This is a genomic window from Caloranaerobacter longqiensis, from assembly GCF_050286925.1.
Classification (GTDB): domain Bacteria; phylum Bacillota; class Clostridia; order Tissierellales; family Thermohalobacteraceae; genus Caloranaerobacter.
Window position 1 is genome coordinate 71,966 of the sequence record NZ_JBFWFX010000006.1, and the last position, 20,091, is coordinate 92,056.

A 20,091-nucleotide genomic window follows, 5' to 3' on the forward strand; every position below is an offset into this window, starting at 1 on the left:
ACTCATACTCCTTCTCTCATTTTCAAACCTAGTGCTTATGAAATAGAATTTTAACACTGTTACCATATAATTTTTCTATAGTTTCTTGAAATGACAACTTAGAATTTTTATCATGTACAATTAACTTTCCATTTCCCATACATGCAACTTTTTTTACTCTATTACTAATAACGCCAACATCATGAGTAACCATAACTATTGTAATTTTCATCTCTCTGTTTAGTTTATCTAGCAATTTGTAAAATTCTTCTTGTGATTTTATATCTATGCCAACAGTAGGCTCGTCTAAAAAGATTACTTTAGGAAAGTTAACCAAAGCTCTAGCAATAAAGACTCTTTGCTGCTGACCCCCAGATAAATCTCCAATCAATTTGTTTTTATACTTTTCCATATTAACGATTTTAAGAGCATTATGAACTAGTTCTAAATGATTTCGCTTAATTGACTTAAAAAGCCCAATTTTAGGATACAGGTTCATTGCAACAACTTCCTCTACAGTAGCAGGAAATTTCTTATTGAACGAATTTGATTTTTGAGCGACATAGCCTATTTTATCCCACTTATTGAACCTTTTTATGTCTTGTCCAAATAATTTGATTTCACCTTTTACAGGCTTTAAAATATTTAGCATAAGCTTTATTAACGTACTTTTGCCAGAGCCATTTGGACCTACTATACCTATATAATCTCCTTCATAAATATCTAAATTTATATCCTCTAATATCATTTTATCTCTATAACCAAAAAATAAGTTCTTAATACTAATTATAGTCTCCATAATTATTCACCCAAAGTTCTTACTAATGTTTCAAGATTTTCTTCCATCGTCTTCAAATAATCCTTACCTGAATCCATTTCCTCTTTTGTTAACCCTCCGATTGGGTTTAACACAGCAGTTTTTGCACCAACTTCTCGAGCTAAAACTTCAGCTAATTTAGGATTTGTTAAAGTTTCAAAATATATATACTTTATTTTTTTATCTTTCATAATATCGGCAATCTCAGACAGTTTAGCAACACTAGGTTCTTCTTCTGGATTAAGTCCTCTAATTGGAATTTGTATTAGTCCATATCTATTTGCCATATATCCAAAAGCTGCATGTGATACTACAATTTCTCTGTTCTTAACCTTGCTTAACTTATATTTATATTTTTCATCTAATGCTTTTAACTTTTCAGCAAACTCTTTAAAATTCTTTTCATAGAAATCTTTATTTTTATAATCTGCTTTTATAAATGCATTCTTTATATTTTCAGCCTGCTTCATAGCTCTAATAGGATCTAACCATACATGCGGATCATATTCTCCACGATAATGATTTTTTTCTTCACGTTCGTGAATAACATAATCTTGAACTTTTAAAAGTTCCACATTTTCAGAAGCCTTCACGACAATAAGCTTTTTATTATCTATAGTATCTAAAAGTTTATCGGCCCACGGCTCCATCATAACTCCATTGTATATAAATACATCTGCATTCTCCAATTCAGCCATAAGTTTTGCAGTTGGCTCCCAATCATGCGGCTCAGCTCCTGGAGGAATCATCAAATGTAACTCTATTTTATCCTTTCCTATATTTTTTGCAAAATCATACATAGGATAAATACTTGCATATACTTTTAGTTTATCTTTTACATTCTGTTTCTCAGTTTTTACTTCTTTACTTGCACACCCAACAGTAAAAATAAACATAAATATTAGCATTAAACTTATAATTTTCTTAGCCAAAATGCCCCCTCCTTTTAGAATTTAAAAATATTAAAGCATCAAAATATTTCTAGAAAAAAATATATCACTAAAACAATCTAAATGCAAGTAATTCCTATTTGCATTTAGAAAGTATGTTTTAAAATCAATTTTCGGATATACTATAAATTGAAAAAATCATGTCTTCAAGGAGAGAATATGAGAAAAAAACTATTTTTATTTACATTGATATTATGTATTTTATTTTTTCTAAAAACAAATATCTATTATACTTTAAAAAGCTACATTATTATGTATCCATACAGCTATTATAATAGATTAAATAGTATAACTTATAAAAGGAATATTAAATTTTATATTCCTAGTGGTATTATCACAAAAGAAAAAGACTGGTACCCCTTTGTACTGACTTTTAATGATAATGAAGGATTTTCAAAATATACTGGCAAAAAGTTGTCTTTAACTATTTTTTATAACTTTGGACATTTTAAATTTAAAGAAGGATTCTCCAGTTATTATGACCAAAATTCTCCTTATTTCAGTAGTTTTTATGGAGGATATGTTATATATAACAACGAAAATCCAGATGACTCTTATGGCTTTAATATTGACGGAAAAATTAAAATAGAAGAATTAGAATCTATCCCAAGATATGATCAAACTAGATTGGTTTTGCCATCTTTAGGATGCCCTGAACATAAAATTTATTTTAAAAGTAAAATTGATAAAATAGAATATGATATAGAATATTTAGGCATAAAAGATTGGGTTAAAATCGACTCAATAGTAACCACTAATGGGCCAAATCACAAATATAAGGAAAAACATTTAGGATATATACAATACGGGAAACCACCTGCTAATTATTCTGGAGAAGATTTTCCATTAGTAAATTTAAAAGGAAGAATTTATGCAAAATATTTTGATAATTATAAAATGACTATTATATTATATATAGTTGCACCTAATATAGATACTATCGAAAATTGTGATAAAAATATATTATCTAAATCTAAAATCAAATCAACTATCACAGGTATTTTTAATCGTTGATTATCTTACTTTTTATAATTTAAAACCAATTTAACTTTTGAAATAAAATTTTTAAATCTAGATATCTTTTTCATAACCTTTTGTAATAATATAACTACTTTTTCTTTATTCCCCTTTTCTATCTCACTAGATAACGCTTTAATAAATGGTCTTAAAGATGGAAATTGAGTCAGATATATAAGAGAAATCCATACATCATTTTCTGTTGCTCTATTTGAAGCAGCAGGGCCCCAGTACATATCATATTGTTCTTGAATAGAGCTATACATTATTTTTTCAAGCTCGGCTTCTGTAAGTAACCCTCTTTTTATAGCCATTTGTACTATATCCGTTCCTGGTAAAAAGTTCAACCCATGGAGCTGCAATTCAAATGGTGGTTCAAGCTCTAAACACAATTTATAAGTTTCTTTCAAATCTTCTACTGTTTCAAATGGATGTTTAAGCATAAAATCATATATTACTCTAGGTACTCTACACTCTGATAATATCTTGCTTGATTCAATAATCTGATTTTGAGTTTCTGTTCTATGAAAAATCTCTTTTCTAACTCTCAAAGAACCACTTTGTATTCCAACAACAATTTGATATAACCCTGCTTCAACTAAATTTTCTATAACGCTTTTCTTAATCCTTAATGGATGTCCCCATATTTTAAACGGCAAACCAATCTCCTTTTTATATCTTTCTTTAAACTCTTCTATCCATTCTTCCTTATCAGGAAATATCTCATCCCAAAAGTGTATAAATTTTAATTTTTTTATTTTTTTCTTTGCTTCATTTAGCTCTTTCATAACGCTATCTACACTTCTAAATCTAACAAATCTACCTTTATTTAAATAAAGTCTTTTTATATTAATAGAACTACAATAAGAACAAGCAAAAGGGCATCCTCTCGAAGCTGTTAGTTCATATCCTATTGACTTAAGCTGTGGGTCTCCTTCTTTTAACATGTCATTTGAAATAAGATATTTATTTTCACCACCTATTTCAGGGTATCCAATAATATCTAAATCTTGTATCAATGGCCTTACATCATTAATAATTATTTCTCCATTTTTATTTATGAAAGCTAAATTTTTTATGTCAGATAAGTCTATACCTTTTCTAAGTTTATTTAATAATTCAACAAACGCCTCTTCTCCTTCGCCTATTATTACAAAATCACTATGTTTAAGAGCTCTTTCAGGAAATAAAGTTGGATAAACTCCACCCCAAATAATAGGTATGTTAAATTTTTCTCTTATCCTATCATTTACTAAAAATATAGTTTCAAGATAAAGAGATGACATAACACTAAGTCCTATATAAGAAGGTTTTATCTTCTTTATAAGTTCCTCTAATAAATCTAATTCTTTACTACTTGCTTTACTTGGTTTTATACTATTAAATTTTTTGAAAAAAAGTATATGTGGTATATAGCCATGTTTTTTTAAATAATTAGCAAGGTATCTTACTCCTAAAGCCTTCTCATTATAAAAACCGATAAGCAAAACAGTCTTTCCCATATTTATCCTCCTAAAAGCTGTTTAAATAATCTTTAATTTGTCTTATTTTCTTAATATAACAATAAAACAGTATTTATATACATAATTAACTGAAAACAGAAGATAAATATAGGAAAGAAAAAAAGGATGGTTGCCCCATCCTTTATTGATGTCCTTTTTCAGGTACTATACAAATAAAAGCAAATTCTTCTTCGCCAATATTTTTAAATTGATGAATTTTACCAGCTGGTACATATGCAAATGAACCCGGCTCAAGTTCGTAATCCTTCCCATCTAAATGTAACATTCCCTTTCCTCTTATTATGTAATTAATATGCGGCCAATCATGTGAATGTCTTGGGGTATATCCTCCTTTTCCAAGTTCAAACACACGCATTACATGTCCTTCCCAACCCTCTTTAGGTGAAATTAGCACTTTCATTGTCGCATCTTTTACCTGAGGATTTTCTATTTTTATACCCTCAACATTTTTTACATGGGAAACTATCATATTAATCCCTCCTTATAAGCAATCTAATAATATTATATTATATTTTTGAAAAAAACACCAATAATTGCATATGAAATTATTTTGATACACGAAATAATTGGTGATATAATATTCATATAAAAATATTTTGATACTCGAAATAATGATATAATATTTTAGTGATTTGATTGGAGGAATAGTATGGATTATAACAAAAAACGAGAACTTATCTTAAATGGCAGTATGCCTGAAGTAATATTAACTTTATCATTACCAATCATGTTCAACAACTTTGTGCAAACTATATACAATTTAACTGACACATTTTGGGTAAGTAAACTAGGTTCTACAGAAGTTGCAGCAATGACTCTTGTTTGGCCAATAATCTTTCTTTTGATGTCTCTAGGTATAGGTGTATCTATTGCAGGTACAACCCTTATTTCTCAATATACAGGTTCTAATAATCTTGATAATGCTACTGATGTAGCAGGGCAAATAATATCATTTTCATTTGCCTTTTCTTTAGTTTTAGGCATTATAGGTTCTCTTTTATCTCATAGTATTGTAAAGGCTATGGGAGGAGAAGGACAGTTACTAATAAATGCAACAGATTTTCTTAGAGTAATTTTTCTTGGTATGCCAACTATGTTTATATTCTTCGCTTTTAATTCCATAAAACAAGGGCAAGGAGATACCATTACACCAATGAAATATTCTACTGCATCCGTAGTTTTAAATATGGCTTTAGACCCAATTTTTATTTTTGTATTCAATATGGGTATTAAAGGTGCTGCAATAGCAACAGTTATAGCAAGAGGTATTTTTGCATTTTATGCTGTATATGCATTATTTACAAAAACCGATGGTATTCATCTAAGCATAAGACACTTACACATTAATAAAACAGTACTTAAAAAACTGATTAAAATCGGTCTGCCATCTTCAATAGGCCAATCAACTGCAGCCTTTGGTTTTGCTATTTTAAATGTCTTTATTATATCTTTTGGAGACTCAACTATGGCTGCTTTTGGAATAGGCAATAGAATCAATTCCCTTATCCTAATGCCTGCTATGGGGATAGGAAGTGCTTTAGCTACTATTATCGGTCAAAATCTAGGAGCAAATAATATAGATAGAGCTAAAAGCGCTGTAAAAACTAGTACAATATTGACAACAATATTTTTAGTTATTGGCGGCTCAATATTGTTCATATTCTCTGAAAAAATAATTGATTTTTTTACTAATGATCCTGAAGTTTTAAGTCAAGGTACCTATTACTTAAAATTAATTTCCGCCTCCCTTCCTTTCATGGGATTCTTCCAAATTTTTATAGGTACTTTCCAAGGCTCAGGACATACTATCTCGGCTATGATATTAATGATGGGCAGGCTTTGGGGACTTAGAATTCCTCTTATAGTTTTATTTAAAAAGTTCACAAATTTAGGTACTAATTCAGTATGGTTTGCTATGGTTTTAAGTAATGCAATTATTTGTTTAGTAGGTCTCGGAATTTATATGACTGGAAAATGGCAAAAAAAAGTCATAACAAAATCTCTAATTTAAATAAATTAAAAAAGATTTTGCCCATATCCATTACGGAAATTATATTCAAAATTATCTATATAAAAGGTATATAATTCCATATGAATTATAAAAGAAAGGCCCTTATAAAGGACCTTTCTTTCCTTCTTTATTTATTTTTTTCTTCCATCTATACTTATCTCTATCTTTTTCACTTCTATATTTTTTCCTGACCTTCTTACCGCTTCATCAACAGCCATAACCATTCCTCTACAACATGGTACTTCCATGTATGCAACTAAAATACCTTTTATATCATTGTATTTTATTATGTTAGTCAGCTTTTCTATATAATACCCAACATCATCAAGTTTTGGACATCCAACAGCTATAGATCTACCTTTGAGTAAATCCAGATGATAATTTGGATATGCAAATGGTACACAGTCAGCTGTAACTAAAAGCTCTTTACCATCCCAATATGAAGCTCTTTCAGGAACAAGCATTAACTGCACAGGCCATTGACTTAATTGAGGTTTTATCTTAATCTCAATATCTTGAGATGTTACAGCCACCTTATCATCAACTTCTTCTTTTCTATTGATTGTCATTGCTCTACTTCCTGGGCATCCACCACCATGATGAACATGAGTCTTTTCTGCTTTTTTAATATTTGAAAGATGTTTTTCTACTGCTTCTTCGTCAAAATCATCTGCTTCTCTTTCAATTATTTTTATAGCCCCCTGCGGACAATATCCTATACAATTACCTAATCCATCACATAAATTATCAGCTACTAACTTAGCTTTTCCATTAATAATTTTAATTGCTCCTTCTGCACATCCTGGTACACACAATCCACAACCATTGCATTTTTCTTCATCTATTTGAACTATTTTTCTAATCGCCATATTTAAAACTCCTTTCTTTCTATTTTGTATTTTAATTATATAAAATGATAAACTACATGTATGTGATATAAATCAAAAAACCCCACTAAAAAGTGGAGTTTATGATAAATATTCTAATCTCTCTAAATTTTTAATTATAATCTTCTTACTGCCTACAATCTCTATAATCCCTTCTTCTTGAAGACTACTCAATTTCCTACTTATCGTTTCTCTAGTAACCCCTATATAATTAGCCATGTCTTCTCTGCTAAGAGGAATATCTAACTCTATACCTTTATCTGTAGGTTTCCCAAAATCTTTTATTAAACTAATTAATAAGCCAGCAAGCCTGGATTCAGCATCTTTTGTACCTAATCTTTGAACTGAATTTTCTAATGACACAATCCTATCATATAAAACTTCCATAATTTTCAATGCTATTGCTGGATTCTTTTTTAATATTCTATCAAAATCTTCTTTAGTTAAAATACAAAGATTTGTATCTTCTAAAGCTTCCGCATTAAATTTAAATCTTTCCTTTTTAAGTAAACTTAAATCGCCTATAAAATCACCTTCAGACATTATATATAATATCTGTTCTTTTCCTTCTTTTGTATATCTAAATATTTTAATTTTACCTTTTGTAATCAAATACAGTTTATCTGATACATCCCCTTCTAAGAAAATTATTTCACCTTTTTTATATTTTTTTCTTATAATAACATCAGTTATTTCCTTTAGCTGTTCCTCTTGAAGTATAGAGAAAATAGATACTTTAGTAGTACAATACCTCCCTTTACATTTTCTACACACATCTTTAGTTATATCCATGTAATCACCCCACTATATATTTAACTAATACCCCCTAGTTATATAAAAATTTCTATTGATTTTTCGGTGGCTTTGGTCCGTAGAATTGATAATAATCAACTTTAATTCTTCCATTATATAATTTTCTTTTTTTATCAGCTTTCCTGCCAAACAATTTTTCAAATTTTTCATTAGAAGTTAGCACATATATAGACCATGTATCAAGTTTTGAAAAAGTTTTACCCAATCTTTTATATAATTTATTAACTTCATTTTCTTCTCCAAGCCTTTCGCCATATGGAGGATTACAGATAATAACTCCATATTTATCCTTAATATTAATTTCTGTAGCATTCATAACACTAAACTTTATACAATCATCAACACCAGCTTCAAAAGCATTTTCCTTAGCTATCTCAATAGCTTCCTTGTTAATATCTGAAGCTAAAATATTTAGTTTCACATCTTGTCTAATCGATTTTAATGCCTCTACTCTTGCATCCTTCCACAATTTTTTGCCTATTCTAGGCCATTGTTCAGAAGCGAAACTCCTTTGCAGACCTGGTGCTATATTCTTACCAATCATAGCTGCTTCAATCGGTATAGTACCTGAGCCACAAAATGGGTCTAGTAAAATTCTATCTTGATTCCAATAACTTAACTGTATTAAAGCTGCAGCTAAAGTCTCTTTAAGAGGTGCTTCAACTTGATTTACTCTATAACCTCTCTTATGTAAACCATCTCCACTCGTATCTATTGTCAATGTAGCTATATCTTTTAAAAGTGAAACTTGAATAGTAAATTTCGGCCCAGTTTCTTTAAACCATTCAGTTTTATATTTAGTTTTCAATTTTTCTACTACCGCTTTTTTTACTATTGCTTGGCAGTCAGACACACTGAACAATTTAGACTTTACTGATTTACCTGTTACAGTAAATTCGCCATCTTCTGTTATCCATTCTTCCCAAGGCAATGCTTTAGTCTTTTCAAACAATTCTTCAAAAGTTAAGGCTTTAAACTCTCCCATTTTTAATAAGACTCTGTCAGCTGACCTAAGCCAAATATTAGCCTTAGGTATAGCAGATTCATCTGCTGTAAACATAACTTTACCATTCTCAACCTTTATATCTGTATAACCTAAATTTTGGACTTCTCTTTTAACGACTGATTCAAGTCCGAATGTTGTCGTAGCTATTAATTCTATTTTAGGCATAATATCTCTCCTATTACATTATTCTATAATTTTGTCTTATAACAATATTTTATCAGATATTCTTATTTTAAATGAGTTATTTTTAAATATTTGGGTATAAAAATATTAGACTGATTAATCAAGGAGGGTTCAAATATGAAATCATTAGGGCAATTATTACAAAGTGGAGATTGGAAAAACGAAAAACATGTTCCTGTAATTCAAATTCCTGAAAAGGTTAAATCAAATGAAGAAATCGAAATAAAAGTTTTAGTTGGAGAAGAAATAAAACATCCAAATACATTAGAACATCATATTTCTTGGATTAAAGTTTTCTATTTACCTGAAGACAGTAAATTCCCTGTTGAATTAGGAACTTTTAATTTTACTGCTCATGGTGAAAACAATGTTCTAAATGAACCTGTTGTAACAACTCATGTCAGATTAAATAAATCTGGTACTATTTATGCATTGAGTTACTGCAATCTACATGGTTTATGGGAAAATAGTAAAGAAATAAAAGTGGAAGAATAACAGTTGGGGGACATAAAGTCTCCCAATATTTATGCAGTTTTTGAATAGTTTTCTGTGAATAATCTAATTATTTCTCTATTAATTCTCTCATGGGCTTTTTTATTCTTTATGTCTATTAGCTCTAATATAGGATCTTGTTTAAAATCCCCACACAAGTCTACTCCTACTACTTTTCCTTTTGAACTAATCTCCGATAACCACCTTAGTAAAGTATCCTCTTTCATTTTACCTTGATCCCAGTCAGTTCTTAATACAGACGGATCTAATACATCCTTATCAATACTAATATATAAATCATATTTGAACAAATTTTTGTACTTATTTAAGTTAATTATATCGTTAGGATTTGTAATATGAATTATTCCGGGATGCCAAAAATTTGTAGGCTTTGACATAGAAGATGCTCCTATAACTAAAACTCCTTTTATTAAGTCATCTATTAAAGCTTCACGTACCCATGACCCACAAGAAAGCATTCCATCTGGAGCGTAATTCATATCGAAATGATTATCAAATAAAATAAGATATGGCTTGTTTGAAAGGTTTTTAATCAAAAAGTAACTCAAATAGTGATAATCTCCTGAACCTAGAAAAACAATCCATGGTCTAGGGAATAATTTAATTATTCTTTCAACGTTATCTTTATTGTTTAAAGGATAATATTTACGTGGCAAATTATTTCCTTTCATGGCTTGTCTAAAATCTATATATTGAAATCCGTGTTTCAAATAAACCACCTCCATTAAACCTTTATTTAGGTTTATATAGACATGGTTTTTTTGAAACTTTATAATTTTATTGTATGATATTAAATTCTTTAGCGCAATATATTGTTAGAAGCTATTATTTTTATAAATATGTGTTTGTCAGCATTTGAACGCCTAGATAGAACAAAATATTCGATTTAAATAAATTAAGAAAAATTTTGCCTATATCCATTACAAAAATTATATTGCGAACTATCCACAAATTAATAAGGCATATAATTAAAAAGGCTAATAGCTATTAACCAATAATTTAGTTTTATCCCTACTATAAAGGTTCTATTTTCATTAATATTAATAGAGGTATACACTTGACAAATTTAGTACATATATATTAGTATATAAAAAAGTCTTTTTTGAAACACATTACGGAAACTATATTTTATCCACAATTTTAATAAGTTTATAACGATTCTAACTATGAAGGAGATAGTAGCTCTTTATGGTTACAATTCAGAGAGCAGACTGGTTGGTGAAAAGTCTGCAGTACATAAAGAGACGAATTACACTCTGGAGTTTCAATGTGAAAGCATTGCGTAAGCTACACGTTATAGTAGCTAAGAGGCATCTTTGATGCGAAGTAAGGTGGTACCACGGGTCTTCCTCCGTCCTTATACGGATAGAAGGCCTTTTTTAGTTTATAAAAATCAGAAAAAAGGAGGGATTTTAATGACAAACGTTTATGATATTTTAAAAGAAAGAGGTTTTATTGAGCAAGCTACTCATGAAGATGAAATAAGACAGCTTTTAGGAAAAGAATCTGTAACCTTTTATATTGGATTTGACCCGACAGCGGATAGCCTTCATGTAGGTCACTTTATTCAAGTAATGGTTATGATGCACATGCAAAGAGCTGGGCACAGGCCGATTGCTTTAATCGGTGGTGGTACTGCTTTAGTAGGTGACCCAACAGGTAAAACTGAAATGAGAAAAATGCTTACAAGAGAACAAATTAATAAGAATGCAGAATCTTTTAAAAAGCAGTTTTCAAAATTTATCGATTTTAGCGAAGGCAAAGCACTACTTTTAAATAACGCTGATTGGTTAACAAATTTAAATTATATAGATTTCTTAAGAGAAATCGGAAGACATTTTTCTGTAAACAGAATGCTCACAGCTGAATGTTTCAAAACTAGATTGGAAAGAGGTCTTTCATTCTTAGAATTCAACTATATGTTAATGCAATCTTACGACTTTTTAGAGCTTTATAGAAAATATAACTGTAAATTACAACTTGGTGGTAGTGATCAATGGTCTAATATATTAGGTGGTATCGACTTAGTAAGAAGAGTTGAAGGTGCTTCTGTATACGGTTTGACATTTAAACTTCTAACAACTAGCGAAGGTAAGAAAATGGGTAAAACAGAATCTGGAGCAGTATGGCTAGACCCTAACAAAACTTCGCCTTATGACTTCTATCAATATTGGAGAAATGTAGATGATAGAGATGTAGAAAAATGTCTTGCTCTATTAACTTTCTTACCAATGGATGAAGTAAGAAGATTAGGCTCTCTTGAAGGAGCAGAAATAAATAAAGCAAAAGAAGTTCTTGCATATGAAGTTACTAAATTAGTTCATGGTGAAGAAGAGGCTAAAAAAGCTGAAAAAGCAGCAAAGGCACTTTTTGGAGGAAAAGGTGATTTAAAAAACATGCCTACAACTGAAATCAGTAAAGATAAAATTACTGAAGGTATAGATATTTTAAACTTATTAATTGAAACTGGTCTTACTTCTTCAAGAGGAGAAGGTAGAAGATTAATTAAACAAGGTGGTATATATGTAGAAAATGAAAGGGTTACCGACCCTAACCTTGTAATAAATGAAAGTGATTTTAAAGATAATAAGTTGATTATCAGAAAAGGAAAAAAAGTATATCATATGGTTAAGTTAGTATAAAACCCCCAATGTTAGGGGGTTTTTTTTATCAAAAAAAACATTGACATATGAATAAAAAATAGTTAGAATTCTAATAGTAAGAATTCTAACTATTTTTGAGAGGATGATATTTATGAATGACGAAAAAGCTAAAGAAATATATAATAATCTCTTTGAATTCGTTTCTCTTTTTCATAGAAAATTTGGAACATCATTTAGACACGGAACCGATAAATACAATTGTAAGAAGAACCAAAATAAAGCAATAATGATTATAGGTAAGCATGGTAGGATAACACCAACTGATTTGGGTAAATTTTTAGATATGAGGAAAGGTAGCCTAACAACCCTTGTAGATTCTCTAGAAAAACTTAATCTTGTAGCTAGAAAAGTTGATGAAGAAGATAGAAGAAAAACCTGGTTATATCTAACCGATGAAGGTAAGTCTTATTTAGAAAATAAGAAAAAAGAAATTGAAAAAGCAGTTATAAGCCAATTTAGCAAACTTAATGACGAAGAAATCGACTTGTTTCTTAAAAATATAAAAGAAATCGTTGATATATTAAAAAAGATTTGAGGTGGTACAATGGAGCGTTCAAAATTATTAGGAGAAGAAAAAATAGGAAAATTGCTTTTAAAATTTTCGATACCGGCCATAGTTGGTATGATGGTTAGTGCACTATATAACATTGTAGATAGAGTATATATAGGTAGAAGTGTTGGTTCGCTTGGAATAGCAGGTCTAACAATATGTTTTCCAATTATGATTATAATAATGGCATTTGGTATGTTAGTTGGTATAGGTGCTACATCATTAATCTCAATAAGATTAGGCGAACAGAAAAAAGATGAAGCAGAAATAATCCTAGCAAATGGAATGGTTTTATTAATTTTAATATCCATCATAGTATCTATATTAGGTCTTACTTTTTTAAATCCTCTATTGAAATTATTTGGAGCAAGCAATAAAACTCTACCATATGCAGAACAGTATCTCACTATTATTCTACTGGGAACTATTTTTCAAACTGTTGGTTTCGGTATGAATAATTTTATTCGTGCAGAAGGTAATCCCAAGACTGCTATGATGACTATGATTATAGGTGCTATATCAAATATAATTTTAGACCCAATTTTTATATTTGGCTTTAAACTAGGTGTTAGTGGGGCAGCAATCGCCACAGTATTATCGCAAATAATATCTACAATTTGGGTTCTTTCATACTTCTTTAGTAATAAAAGTCATCTTAAAATCCATATAGCTAATATAAAACTACAAACTCCAATAGTAGGTAAAATATTGGCAATCGGTTCTGCCCCATTTTCTATGCAAGTAGCCTCAAGTGGCGTATCTGCTCTCCTCATTAATCAGTTATCCTACTATGGTGGAGATATATCAATTTCTGCAATGGGTATAATAAACAGTATTGTGATGTTAATATTAATGCCTATTTTTGGAATAAATCAAGGTGTTCAACCTATAATAGGATATAATTATGGTGCTAAAAAATTCGATAGGGTAATAAAGGCTTTAAAACTTGCTATAATAGCAGCAACTACTATAGTAGTCATAGGTTTTATCGTCACAAGAATATTCCCAGAACAACTCATATCTCTATTTGATAACAAGAACAAAGAACTTATTAAAGTTGGGGCACAAGGAATGAAAATATTTTTATCAATGCTTCCTATTATTGGGTTCCAAATAGTTAGTTCAAATTACTTCCAAGCTGTAGGTAAACCAAAGCAAGCTATGTTCTTAAGCTTATCTAGACAGGTTTTAGTTTTAATACCGGCATTAATAATACTTCCAAAATTCTTTAAACTAAAAGGTGTTTGGATGGCTGGACCAATCTCAGATTTTACATCTTCAATTTTAACTGGAACATTTTTATTTTTAGAACTTAAAAAACTAAAAGAAAAACATCAAGCAATGGATAGATTTAATCCAAGGATATCTGAATAATAAATCGAGGGCAAAACCCTCGATTTATTATATTTTAGACTTTATTAAATCTATGAAATTTTTTGTTATCCTTGCTGTAATACCCCATATTATATAGTCTTCATATTTATAAAAATAAACAGGATATTTGCCTTTTCTCCAGTTATAATCTTTTCCATTTTGTATCAAATGATATGGAAAATCATCATCTACTTGTGGCTCTATGTACATATAATATTCAAATGGTTCATTTTCTATAAAGAAACTTAAAGGAACTGTAAAAATTTCTTCAACTTCATCATAATTAAAATCTATACTATCTGTTTTTAAGTCTTTCAATAATCCAACAAATGGATATATAGATATATTAAACGGTGTCATTATATAATCTAACTCGCCAATTATAGTAATATTCTCTTTACCTATATTTAACTCTTCAATGGTTTCTCTTACAGCAGCATCTTTATAGGTTTCACCATTTTCTACCATTCCACCAGGAAATGAGATTTCACCAGGCTGTGTATCTAAATTTTTTGACCTCACCTCATATAATATATGTAATTCATCCTTAATCTTTATTAGAGGTAATAAAACACTAAAATCTTTTTCTATTCCTAGGGGTTTACCTTTTCTATTGCTTATTTTCTTTTGAATATAATTCATATCCATGTTGCATCACCTATAATCTTTAATTTATATTGATTAATGCATATAAGAATGCAAAAAATAATTCCCCTGTCCCCTCATTATTTCAGTATTTTAAAATCATATTATCATATTCTCCTCAAGCTATATATAGTTTAAAACCTCGCAAAATGCGAGGTTTTCGTACATCCTACTAGAGTTTATAATAATTCATCTCCAGGTTTCCAGTTAACAGGACAAAGTCCGCCAGTTTTTAGAGCTTTTAATACACGTAACGTTTCATCTACACTCCTACCTACATTTAAATCATGTATAACTGAATACCTTACAATACCTTCTGGATCTATTATAAATAAGCCTCTTAATGCAACACCTTCTTCCTCTACTAAAACTCCATAATCTTTCGAAACCTTTTTAGTAAAGTCAGAAGCTAATGGAAAATTAATCTTTCCTAAATCTCCATTTATCCATGCTTTATGTGAATGTTCACTATCTGTACTTACAGCTAATATTTCAGCTCCTTCTGCTTTAAATTCTTCATATCTATCACTATAACCTGTTATCTCTGTTGGGCAAACAAATGTAAAATCTAAAGGATAAAAAAACATAACTAACCATTTTCCTTTATAATCTTCAAGGCTTACTTCTCCAAACCCCTCACCATTTCCTAACGCTGTTTTCATCTTGAATAACGGAGCAGGTTTTCCTACTAATCTTTCCATATAAATATCCTCCCTTTTATTTTTTTCTGCTTCCGTTATTATTTATTCCCAATCATATTTATTCTAAACAATCATTTTATTTTTCAAATGTACCTTTTACTTTTACGACTTTATTTTCTACCATTACTTTACCCATAGCTATGACAGTATCTATTTCTAGCCTTTCTTTATCAAGAAGCACAATATCTGCATCATAATTTTCCTTTAGATAACCTTTTTTATTCAGTTTTAGTATATTTGCAGGATTTGAAGTAATTACTTTAATTGCATCTTCTATCCTTATTCCTTCATCTAATATTGCATCTCTAACTTCTTTAAATAAAGATGTAACTTTACCCACTTGAAGGCCTATACATTCACCATTTTCATCGAATTCTGGCAAACTCCCCTGCCCATCAGATGAGAAAGTTATATTTTCTATTGGCACTCCTTCTTCAAGCATTATTTTTAATGCTCTACTACATTTAACTTCTCCTTCTTCTAGAAATTTCTCCACACTACTTGTCGTAAAATCCACATTCCCACCTTTTTTGGCATATTCAATAGCCTTCCTGAATAATTTTAAATTTCTATTCATATGTGTTGGTAAAAACTGCTTTATCGGTATTTCAGTTCTTTCAGCTATTTCTTCTAAAAATTGAACTTGTCTAGGTCCATCTCCCATATGGATATTTACAATACCAGCTTTTCCTGATAATATACCACCTACCCTTGAAGCCGCTGCAATTTTAGCAATTTCGTCTATTGTAGGTTGTGACGAGCGGTGGTCTGATAAAGCAATCTCTCCTACACCAATTATTTTATCTATTAGTATAATATCATCTTGTATATTACCTGTAACCGTTCTTACAGGAACTTGATAAGATCCTGTATACACATAAGTCGATATACCTTCTTCTTCAAGTCCTCTAGCTTTAGCTAGAAGATTTGCCATATTTCTAGTAGTTCCATCTGTACCCAAACATCCAATAACTGTCGTTACTCCTCCTGTAGTTATATCTGAAAGTTGAATTTCTGGAGTCCTCGTTTTGAAACTTCCTTCTCCTCCTCCACCTATTATATGAACATGACAATCAATAAATCCTGGCACAACTATTTTATTTTTTGCATCTATTACTTCTATCTCTACAAAATCATTAGGAATATTAATATTATCTAAAATATAACCTATTTTTTCTCCTGTTATTAAAATATCTTTCTTCCCTAGATATTCTGGTGCATATACTTCACCATCTCTAATTAATTTTAACATGGCCCCAACTCCCCCTTTACCTAGATAAATTTATCTTATATCTCCATGTTCCTCTTTGTTAGTAACATCTATTATTTTATTATTTTCATCAACAAAAACTACTTTTGGTTTTAACTTTTCTGCTTCATCTTTGTCTACCCAACAATATGCCATAATTATTACCTTATCTCCTGGCTGTACTAATCTAGCTGCTGCTCCATTTAAACATATTACTCCACTGTTTCTTTCTCCTTTTATCACATATGTCTCAAGTCTTGCTCCATTATTAATGTTAACAACCTGTACGCGCTCATTCTCAATAATACCAGCAGCTTCCATCAAAGCTTCGTCTATCGTAATACTTCCTACATAGTTTAAATTAGCTTCTGTTACAGTTGCTCTGTGTATTTTACTTTTAAATAAATTAATCATCATTACTATTCTACCTCCACTAATATATTATCTATTAATCTCGTTTTCCCAATTCTTACTGCTAATGCAATCAGGATGTTGCCTTTAAGTTTGTCTACCTCTCTAAACGTATCATAATCTATTATCTCAACATAATCAATATCTGCTAATGGCATTTCATTTATCATAGATTTTATACCTTCAATTAAAGTTTTTGCATCTCTCTCACCTTTATTTATCATATCCTTTGCCCAAAACAAACTTTTTGATAAAACTAAAGCCTGTCTCCTCTCTTCTTCTGATAAATACGTGTTTCTTGAACTCATTGCTAATCCGTCATGTTCTCTAACTATCGGACATGATATTATATTTACATCCATATTCAAATCTCTAACCATTTGTTTTATAACATATACTTGTTGGGCATCTTTTTGCCCAAAATATGCTCTATCAGGAGTTACAATATTAAATAATTTCATAACAACTGTTGTAACTCCTCTAAAGTGTCCTGGTCTTGAAGCTCCACATAACTTATCTGTAACACCTAATACTTCAACATAAGTATTATAACCTTCTGGATACATTTCCTCGACTTCTGGTGCGAATATATAATCTACCCCCACACTCTCTGCTAGTTTACTATCTCTTTCAATGTCTCTTGGATAAACTTCATAATCTTCTCCTTGTCCAAACTGTTTAGGATTAACAAATATACTTACTACTACTACATCATTCTCTTTTCTTGCCCTTTTCATTAATGAAAGATGCCCATCATGTAAATAACCCATAGTCGGAACAAAACCTATTGATTTTCCTTTAGCTTTTTCATCTGAAATTATATTTTTCATTTCCTCAATACTCTTTATTATATTCATTATAATTCTCCTTTCAATTTAGCCTTTAAGTTTGTCAATAACTTCTTGACTCATTTTAAAAGTATGCTTCTCTTCTGGGAATGTACCCTCATGAACTTCTTTTATATATTCTCTGATGCCTTCTTTTATTTCTTTACCCAAATCTCGAAATTTTTTTACAAATTTAGGAGTAAAATCACTAAACATGCCTAACATATCTTGCAATACTAAAACCTGACCATCACAATATCTTCCAGCACCTATTCCAATAGTTGGTACAGAAATTTTTTCTGTTATTATCTTAGCAAGCGGCTCTGGTACTGCCTCTAAAACTATAGCAAAAACTCCCGCTTTCTCTAATAAAATTGCATCTTCTATAATTTTCTTAGCATTTTCAATACTTTTTCCTTGAACCTTAAATCCCCCTAATACATTTACCGATTGAGGTGTCAGCCCTAAATGACCACATACTGGTATTTGTGCATCAACTAACGCTTTAACCTTGTCGATTATATTTTCCCCACCTTCTAACTTAACAGCATGAGCTCCACCTTCTTTTATCAGTCTGCCAGCATTTCTAATAGTATCTTCTACGCTGACATGATAAGATAAAAAAGGCATATCCGCTATTATCAATGCTCTATTTACTCCTCTAGATACAGCTTTAGTATGATGTATAATATCTTCAATAGTTACCTTAATAGTATTTTCATATCCTAACATTACCATTCCTAAAGAATCTCCTACAAGTATACTATCTACTCCTGCTTCATCTAAAAGTTTTGCAGTTGAATAATCATAAGCAGTAAGCATAGTAATTTTTCTTCCCTCAGCTTTAGCCTTCAAAAAACTAGCAGTTGTAAATTTCTCCTTCATATTTTACACCTCTTTTAATATTTTTTTTAACTCTAAAATAGATTTATTTTTATAATCTCCTTCAGTCAATTTAACAGTTTCATAGCCTAAAATTTTGTATAAGTTTAGTAATTCTGGAGCGAAATTTTCTAGACTCTCAATATGTTTAACTATTGTTCCTACATCTCCTCTTTTTATAGGACCAGTCAATGCTCTTTTAGTCCCAAGTTTTCTTATATTCTCAATAGTTCCCTTAATCAATGGATATACAGCTTCTATTGCTAATTCTTTATCTACTCCCATAATCTCATAAAACTTTAAACCATAATCGATTAAAGTAACTAAATAATTTGATACTACACATGCTGAAGCATGATAAAGACCTTTTAATTCTTCTGTTATTGTAAAGAATCTATTGCCGCATTTTTCTAACATATCCTTTAGTATATTTATTTTTTCTTTATCCCCTTCTACAGTAAACACAGTATGTTTAAGACTTATTAAAGCAGATTTTATATCTGCAAATGATTGTAATGGGTGCAAACTGTATATATAAGCTCCTTTCTGTTTCAAAGAAATAAGCTCTTTTGAAGATAAAGCTCCGCTCATGTGGACGAAAATCTGGCCTTTTTTTATATCGTAATATTCGGATATTTCATCAGCTACTTTTTTAATTGCATCATCAGGAGTTGTTATAAATATCAATTGTGTTAAATCTAATAGTTCCTGCAAGCTTTCAAAAGCAATGCCTTCAACCTCTTTAGCTCCTTTTTGTGCAGATTCAAACTTTCTACTATAATATCCTACAACATCGAAACCATTATCTTTTAGATATTTCCCAAAAGCACATCCTACCTTCCCCGCCCCTATAAAACCTATTTTCATTTGACCCCCTCCTCTAACAAAAAACCCCTCTTGTGGGCAAAAAGACACAAGAAGGGTATAGTTACGTATTCTTTCTCAAAATTTTCTTCTCCTGTCTCCGTCCACATAGGCTCAGAGCAGTTTTCAAATATTTATATTTTATTGTTAATCAGATTAAATGGTATAGTTCCACTAAGGATACTATCCAAAAATAATTTTATCATACTAAAATATCTAATACAAT

Annotated in this window: 21 protein-coding genes and 1 other annotated feature; of the genes, 6 read left to right on the forward strand and 15 right to left on the reverse strand. The window is 30.2% G+C overall.

Going from position 1 to position 20,091, the window contains the following annotated elements; all coding sequences use genetic code 11:
• Positions 1-28 precede the first annotated feature (28 nt).
• Together AB4Y15_RS07050 and AB4Y15_RS07055 are read right to left on the reverse strand one after the other, a co-directional pair.
• The gene (locus tag AB4Y15_RS07050) at positions 29-778 is read right to left on the reverse strand and encodes a metal ABC transporter ATP-binding protein (RefSeq protein WP_427339354.1); all 750 of its coding nucleotides are present in this window, start codon (positions 776-778) and stop codon (positions 29-31) included.
• Positions 779-780: 2 nt separating this feature from the next.
• Entirely contained in the window at positions 781-1,728 is a 948-nt protein-coding gene (locus tag AB4Y15_RS07055; RefSeq protein ID WP_427339355.1) for a metal ABC transporter substrate-binding protein, read from the reverse strand.
• Between the two features lie 177 nt (positions 1,729-1,905).
• Here AB4Y15_RS07055 and AB4Y15_RS07060 point away from each other — a divergent pair, with 177 nt between their 5' ends.
• A complete protein-coding gene (locus AB4Y15_RS07060; protein ID WP_427339356.1) occupies positions 1,906-2,760 on the forward strand; it encodes a hypothetical protein in 855 nt (284 codons plus the stop codon).
• Positions 2,761-2,765: 5 nt separating this feature from the next.
• On the opposite strand, the gene AB4Y15_RS07065 is transcribed toward AB4Y15_RS07060, so the two are convergent.
• Both AB4Y15_RS07065 and AB4Y15_RS07070 read right to left on the reverse strand, forming a co-directional pair.
• Entirely contained in the window at positions 2,766-4,265 is a 1,500-nt protein-coding gene (locus AB4Y15_RS07065) for a B12-binding domain-containing radical SAM protein (RefSeq protein WP_427339357.1), read from the reverse strand.
• Between the two features lie 142 nt (positions 4,266-4,407).
• Positions 4,408-4,755 carry a cupin domain-containing protein gene (locus AB4Y15_RS07070; RefSeq protein WP_427339358.1) on the reverse strand — a complete coding sequence of 116 codons (348 nt, stop codon included), beginning with the start codon at positions 4,753-4,755 and terminating at the stop codon, positions 4,408-4,410.
• Between the two features lie 180 nt (positions 4,756-4,935).
• Between AB4Y15_RS07070 and AB4Y15_RS07075 the strand changes: the two genes are divergently transcribed.
• Positions 4,936-6,297, forward strand: a complete 1,362-nt coding sequence (locus AB4Y15_RS07075; protein ID WP_427339359.1) for an MATE family efflux transporter — start codon at positions 4,936-4,938, stop codon at positions 6,295-6,297.
• 131 nt (positions 6,298-6,428) lie between these two features.
• On the opposite strand, the gene AB4Y15_RS07080 is transcribed toward AB4Y15_RS07075, so the two are convergent.
• The 3 genes from AB4Y15_RS07080 to AB4Y15_RS07090 form a co-directional block, all read right to left on the reverse strand.
• Positions 6,429-7,166: an ATP-binding protein gene (locus tag AB4Y15_RS07080; protein WP_427339360.1), complete on the reverse strand. Its 738-nt coding sequence runs from the start codon at positions 7,164-7,166 to the stop codon at positions 6,429-6,431.
• A 99-nt stretch (positions 7,167-7,265) separates the two neighbouring features.
• Positions 7,266-7,976: a Crp/Fnr family transcriptional regulator gene (locus AB4Y15_RS07085; RefSeq protein WP_427339361.1), complete on the reverse strand. Its 711-nt coding sequence runs from the start codon at positions 7,974-7,976 to the stop codon at positions 7,266-7,268.
• 52 nt (positions 7,977-8,028) lie between these two features.
• Positions 8,029-9,168 carry a THUMP domain-containing class I SAM-dependent RNA methyltransferase gene (locus AB4Y15_RS07090; RefSeq protein WP_427339362.1) on the reverse strand — a complete coding sequence of 380 codons (1,140 nt, stop codon included), beginning with the start codon at positions 9,166-9,168 and terminating at the stop codon, positions 8,029-8,031.
• A 135-nt stretch (positions 9,169-9,303) separates the two neighbouring features.
• On the opposite strand from AB4Y15_RS07090, the gene AB4Y15_RS07095 reads away from it, so the two are divergent.
• On the forward strand, positions 9,304-9,681 hold the full coding sequence (locus tag AB4Y15_RS07095) for a class II SORL domain-containing protein (protein WP_427339364.1): 378 nt from the start codon (positions 9,304-9,306) through the stop codon (positions 9,679-9,681).
• 29 nt (positions 9,682-9,710) lie between these two features.
• Here the strand turns inward: AB4Y15_RS07095 and AB4Y15_RS07100 are convergent, their stop codons facing one another.
• Positions 9,711-10,409: an arginase family protein gene (locus AB4Y15_RS07100; protein WP_427339365.1), complete on the reverse strand. Its 699-nt coding sequence runs from the start codon at positions 10,407-10,409 to the stop codon at positions 9,711-9,713.
• 447 nt (positions 10,410-10,856) lie between these two features.
• Positions 10,857-11,061: a binding site (T-box leader), on the forward strand.
• A 53-nt stretch (positions 11,062-11,114) separates the two neighbouring features.
• Between AB4Y15_RS07100 and tyrS the strand changes: the two genes are divergently transcribed.
• The 3 genes from tyrS (at position 11,115) to AB4Y15_RS07115 (ending at position 14,286) form a co-directional block, all read left to right on the forward strand.
• On the forward strand, positions 11,115-12,341 hold the full coding sequence (gene tyrS / locus AB4Y15_RS07105) for a tyrosine--tRNA ligase (protein WP_427339366.1): 1,227 nt from the start codon (positions 11,115-11,117) through the stop codon (positions 12,339-12,341).
• 112 nt (positions 12,342-12,453) lie between these two features.
• Positions 12,454-12,897: a MarR family winged helix-turn-helix transcriptional regulator gene (locus tag AB4Y15_RS07110; protein ID WP_427339367.1), complete on the forward strand. Its 444-nt coding sequence runs from the start codon at positions 12,454-12,456 to the stop codon at positions 12,895-12,897.
• 9 nt (positions 12,898-12,906) lie between these two features.
• On the forward strand, positions 12,907-14,286 hold the full coding sequence (locus tag AB4Y15_RS07115; protein WP_427339368.1) for an MATE family efflux transporter: 1,380 nt from the start codon (positions 12,907-12,909) through the stop codon (positions 14,284-14,286).
• 27 nt (positions 14,287-14,313) lie between these two features.
• Here AB4Y15_RS07115 and AB4Y15_RS07120 read toward each other — a convergent pair whose 3' ends face one another.
• The 7 genes from AB4Y15_RS07120 to AB4Y15_RS07150 form a co-directional block, all read right to left on the reverse strand.
• Entirely contained in the window at positions 14,314-14,934 is a 621-nt protein-coding gene (locus AB4Y15_RS07120) for an NUDIX hydrolase (RefSeq protein ID WP_427339369.1), read from the reverse strand.
• Between the two features lie 176 nt (positions 14,935-15,110).
• Positions 15,111-15,632, reverse strand: a complete 522-nt coding sequence (locus tag AB4Y15_RS07125) for a peroxiredoxin (RefSeq protein WP_427339370.1) — start codon at positions 15,630-15,632, stop codon at positions 15,111-15,113.
• A 76-nt stretch (positions 15,633-15,708) separates the two neighbouring features.
• The gene (gene iadA / locus AB4Y15_RS07130; protein ID WP_427339372.1) at positions 15,709-16,884 is read right to left on the reverse strand and encodes a beta-aspartyl-peptidase; all 1,176 of its coding nucleotides are present in this window, start codon (positions 16,882-16,884) and stop codon (positions 15,709-15,711) included.
• 30 nt (positions 16,885-16,914) lie between these two features.
• Positions 16,915-17,298 (reverse strand): aspartate 1-decarboxylase, encoded by a 384-nt coding sequence (panD, locus tag AB4Y15_RS07135; protein ID WP_073194676.1) that lies wholly within the window; start codon positions 17,296-17,298, stop codon positions 16,915-16,917.
• A gap of 2 nt (positions 17,299-17,300) precedes the next feature.
• On the reverse strand, positions 17,301-18,149 hold the full coding sequence (panC, locus tag AB4Y15_RS07140; protein WP_427339374.1) for a pantoate--beta-alanine ligase: 849 nt from the start codon (positions 18,147-18,149) through the stop codon (positions 17,301-17,303).
• Positions 18,150-18,167: 18 nt separating this feature from the next.
• The gene (gene panB, locus AB4Y15_RS07145) at positions 18,168-19,004 is read right to left on the reverse strand and encodes a 3-methyl-2-oxobutanoate hydroxymethyltransferase (RefSeq protein ID WP_427339375.1); all 837 of its coding nucleotides are present in this window, start codon (positions 19,002-19,004) and stop codon (positions 18,168-18,170) included.
• A 3-nt stretch (positions 19,005-19,007) separates the two neighbouring features.
• A complete protein-coding gene (locus AB4Y15_RS07150; protein ID WP_427339376.1) occupies positions 19,008-19,868 on the reverse strand; it encodes a Rossmann-like and DUF2520 domain-containing protein in 861 nt (286 codons plus the stop codon).
• Positions 19,869-20,091 lie beyond the last annotated feature (223 nt).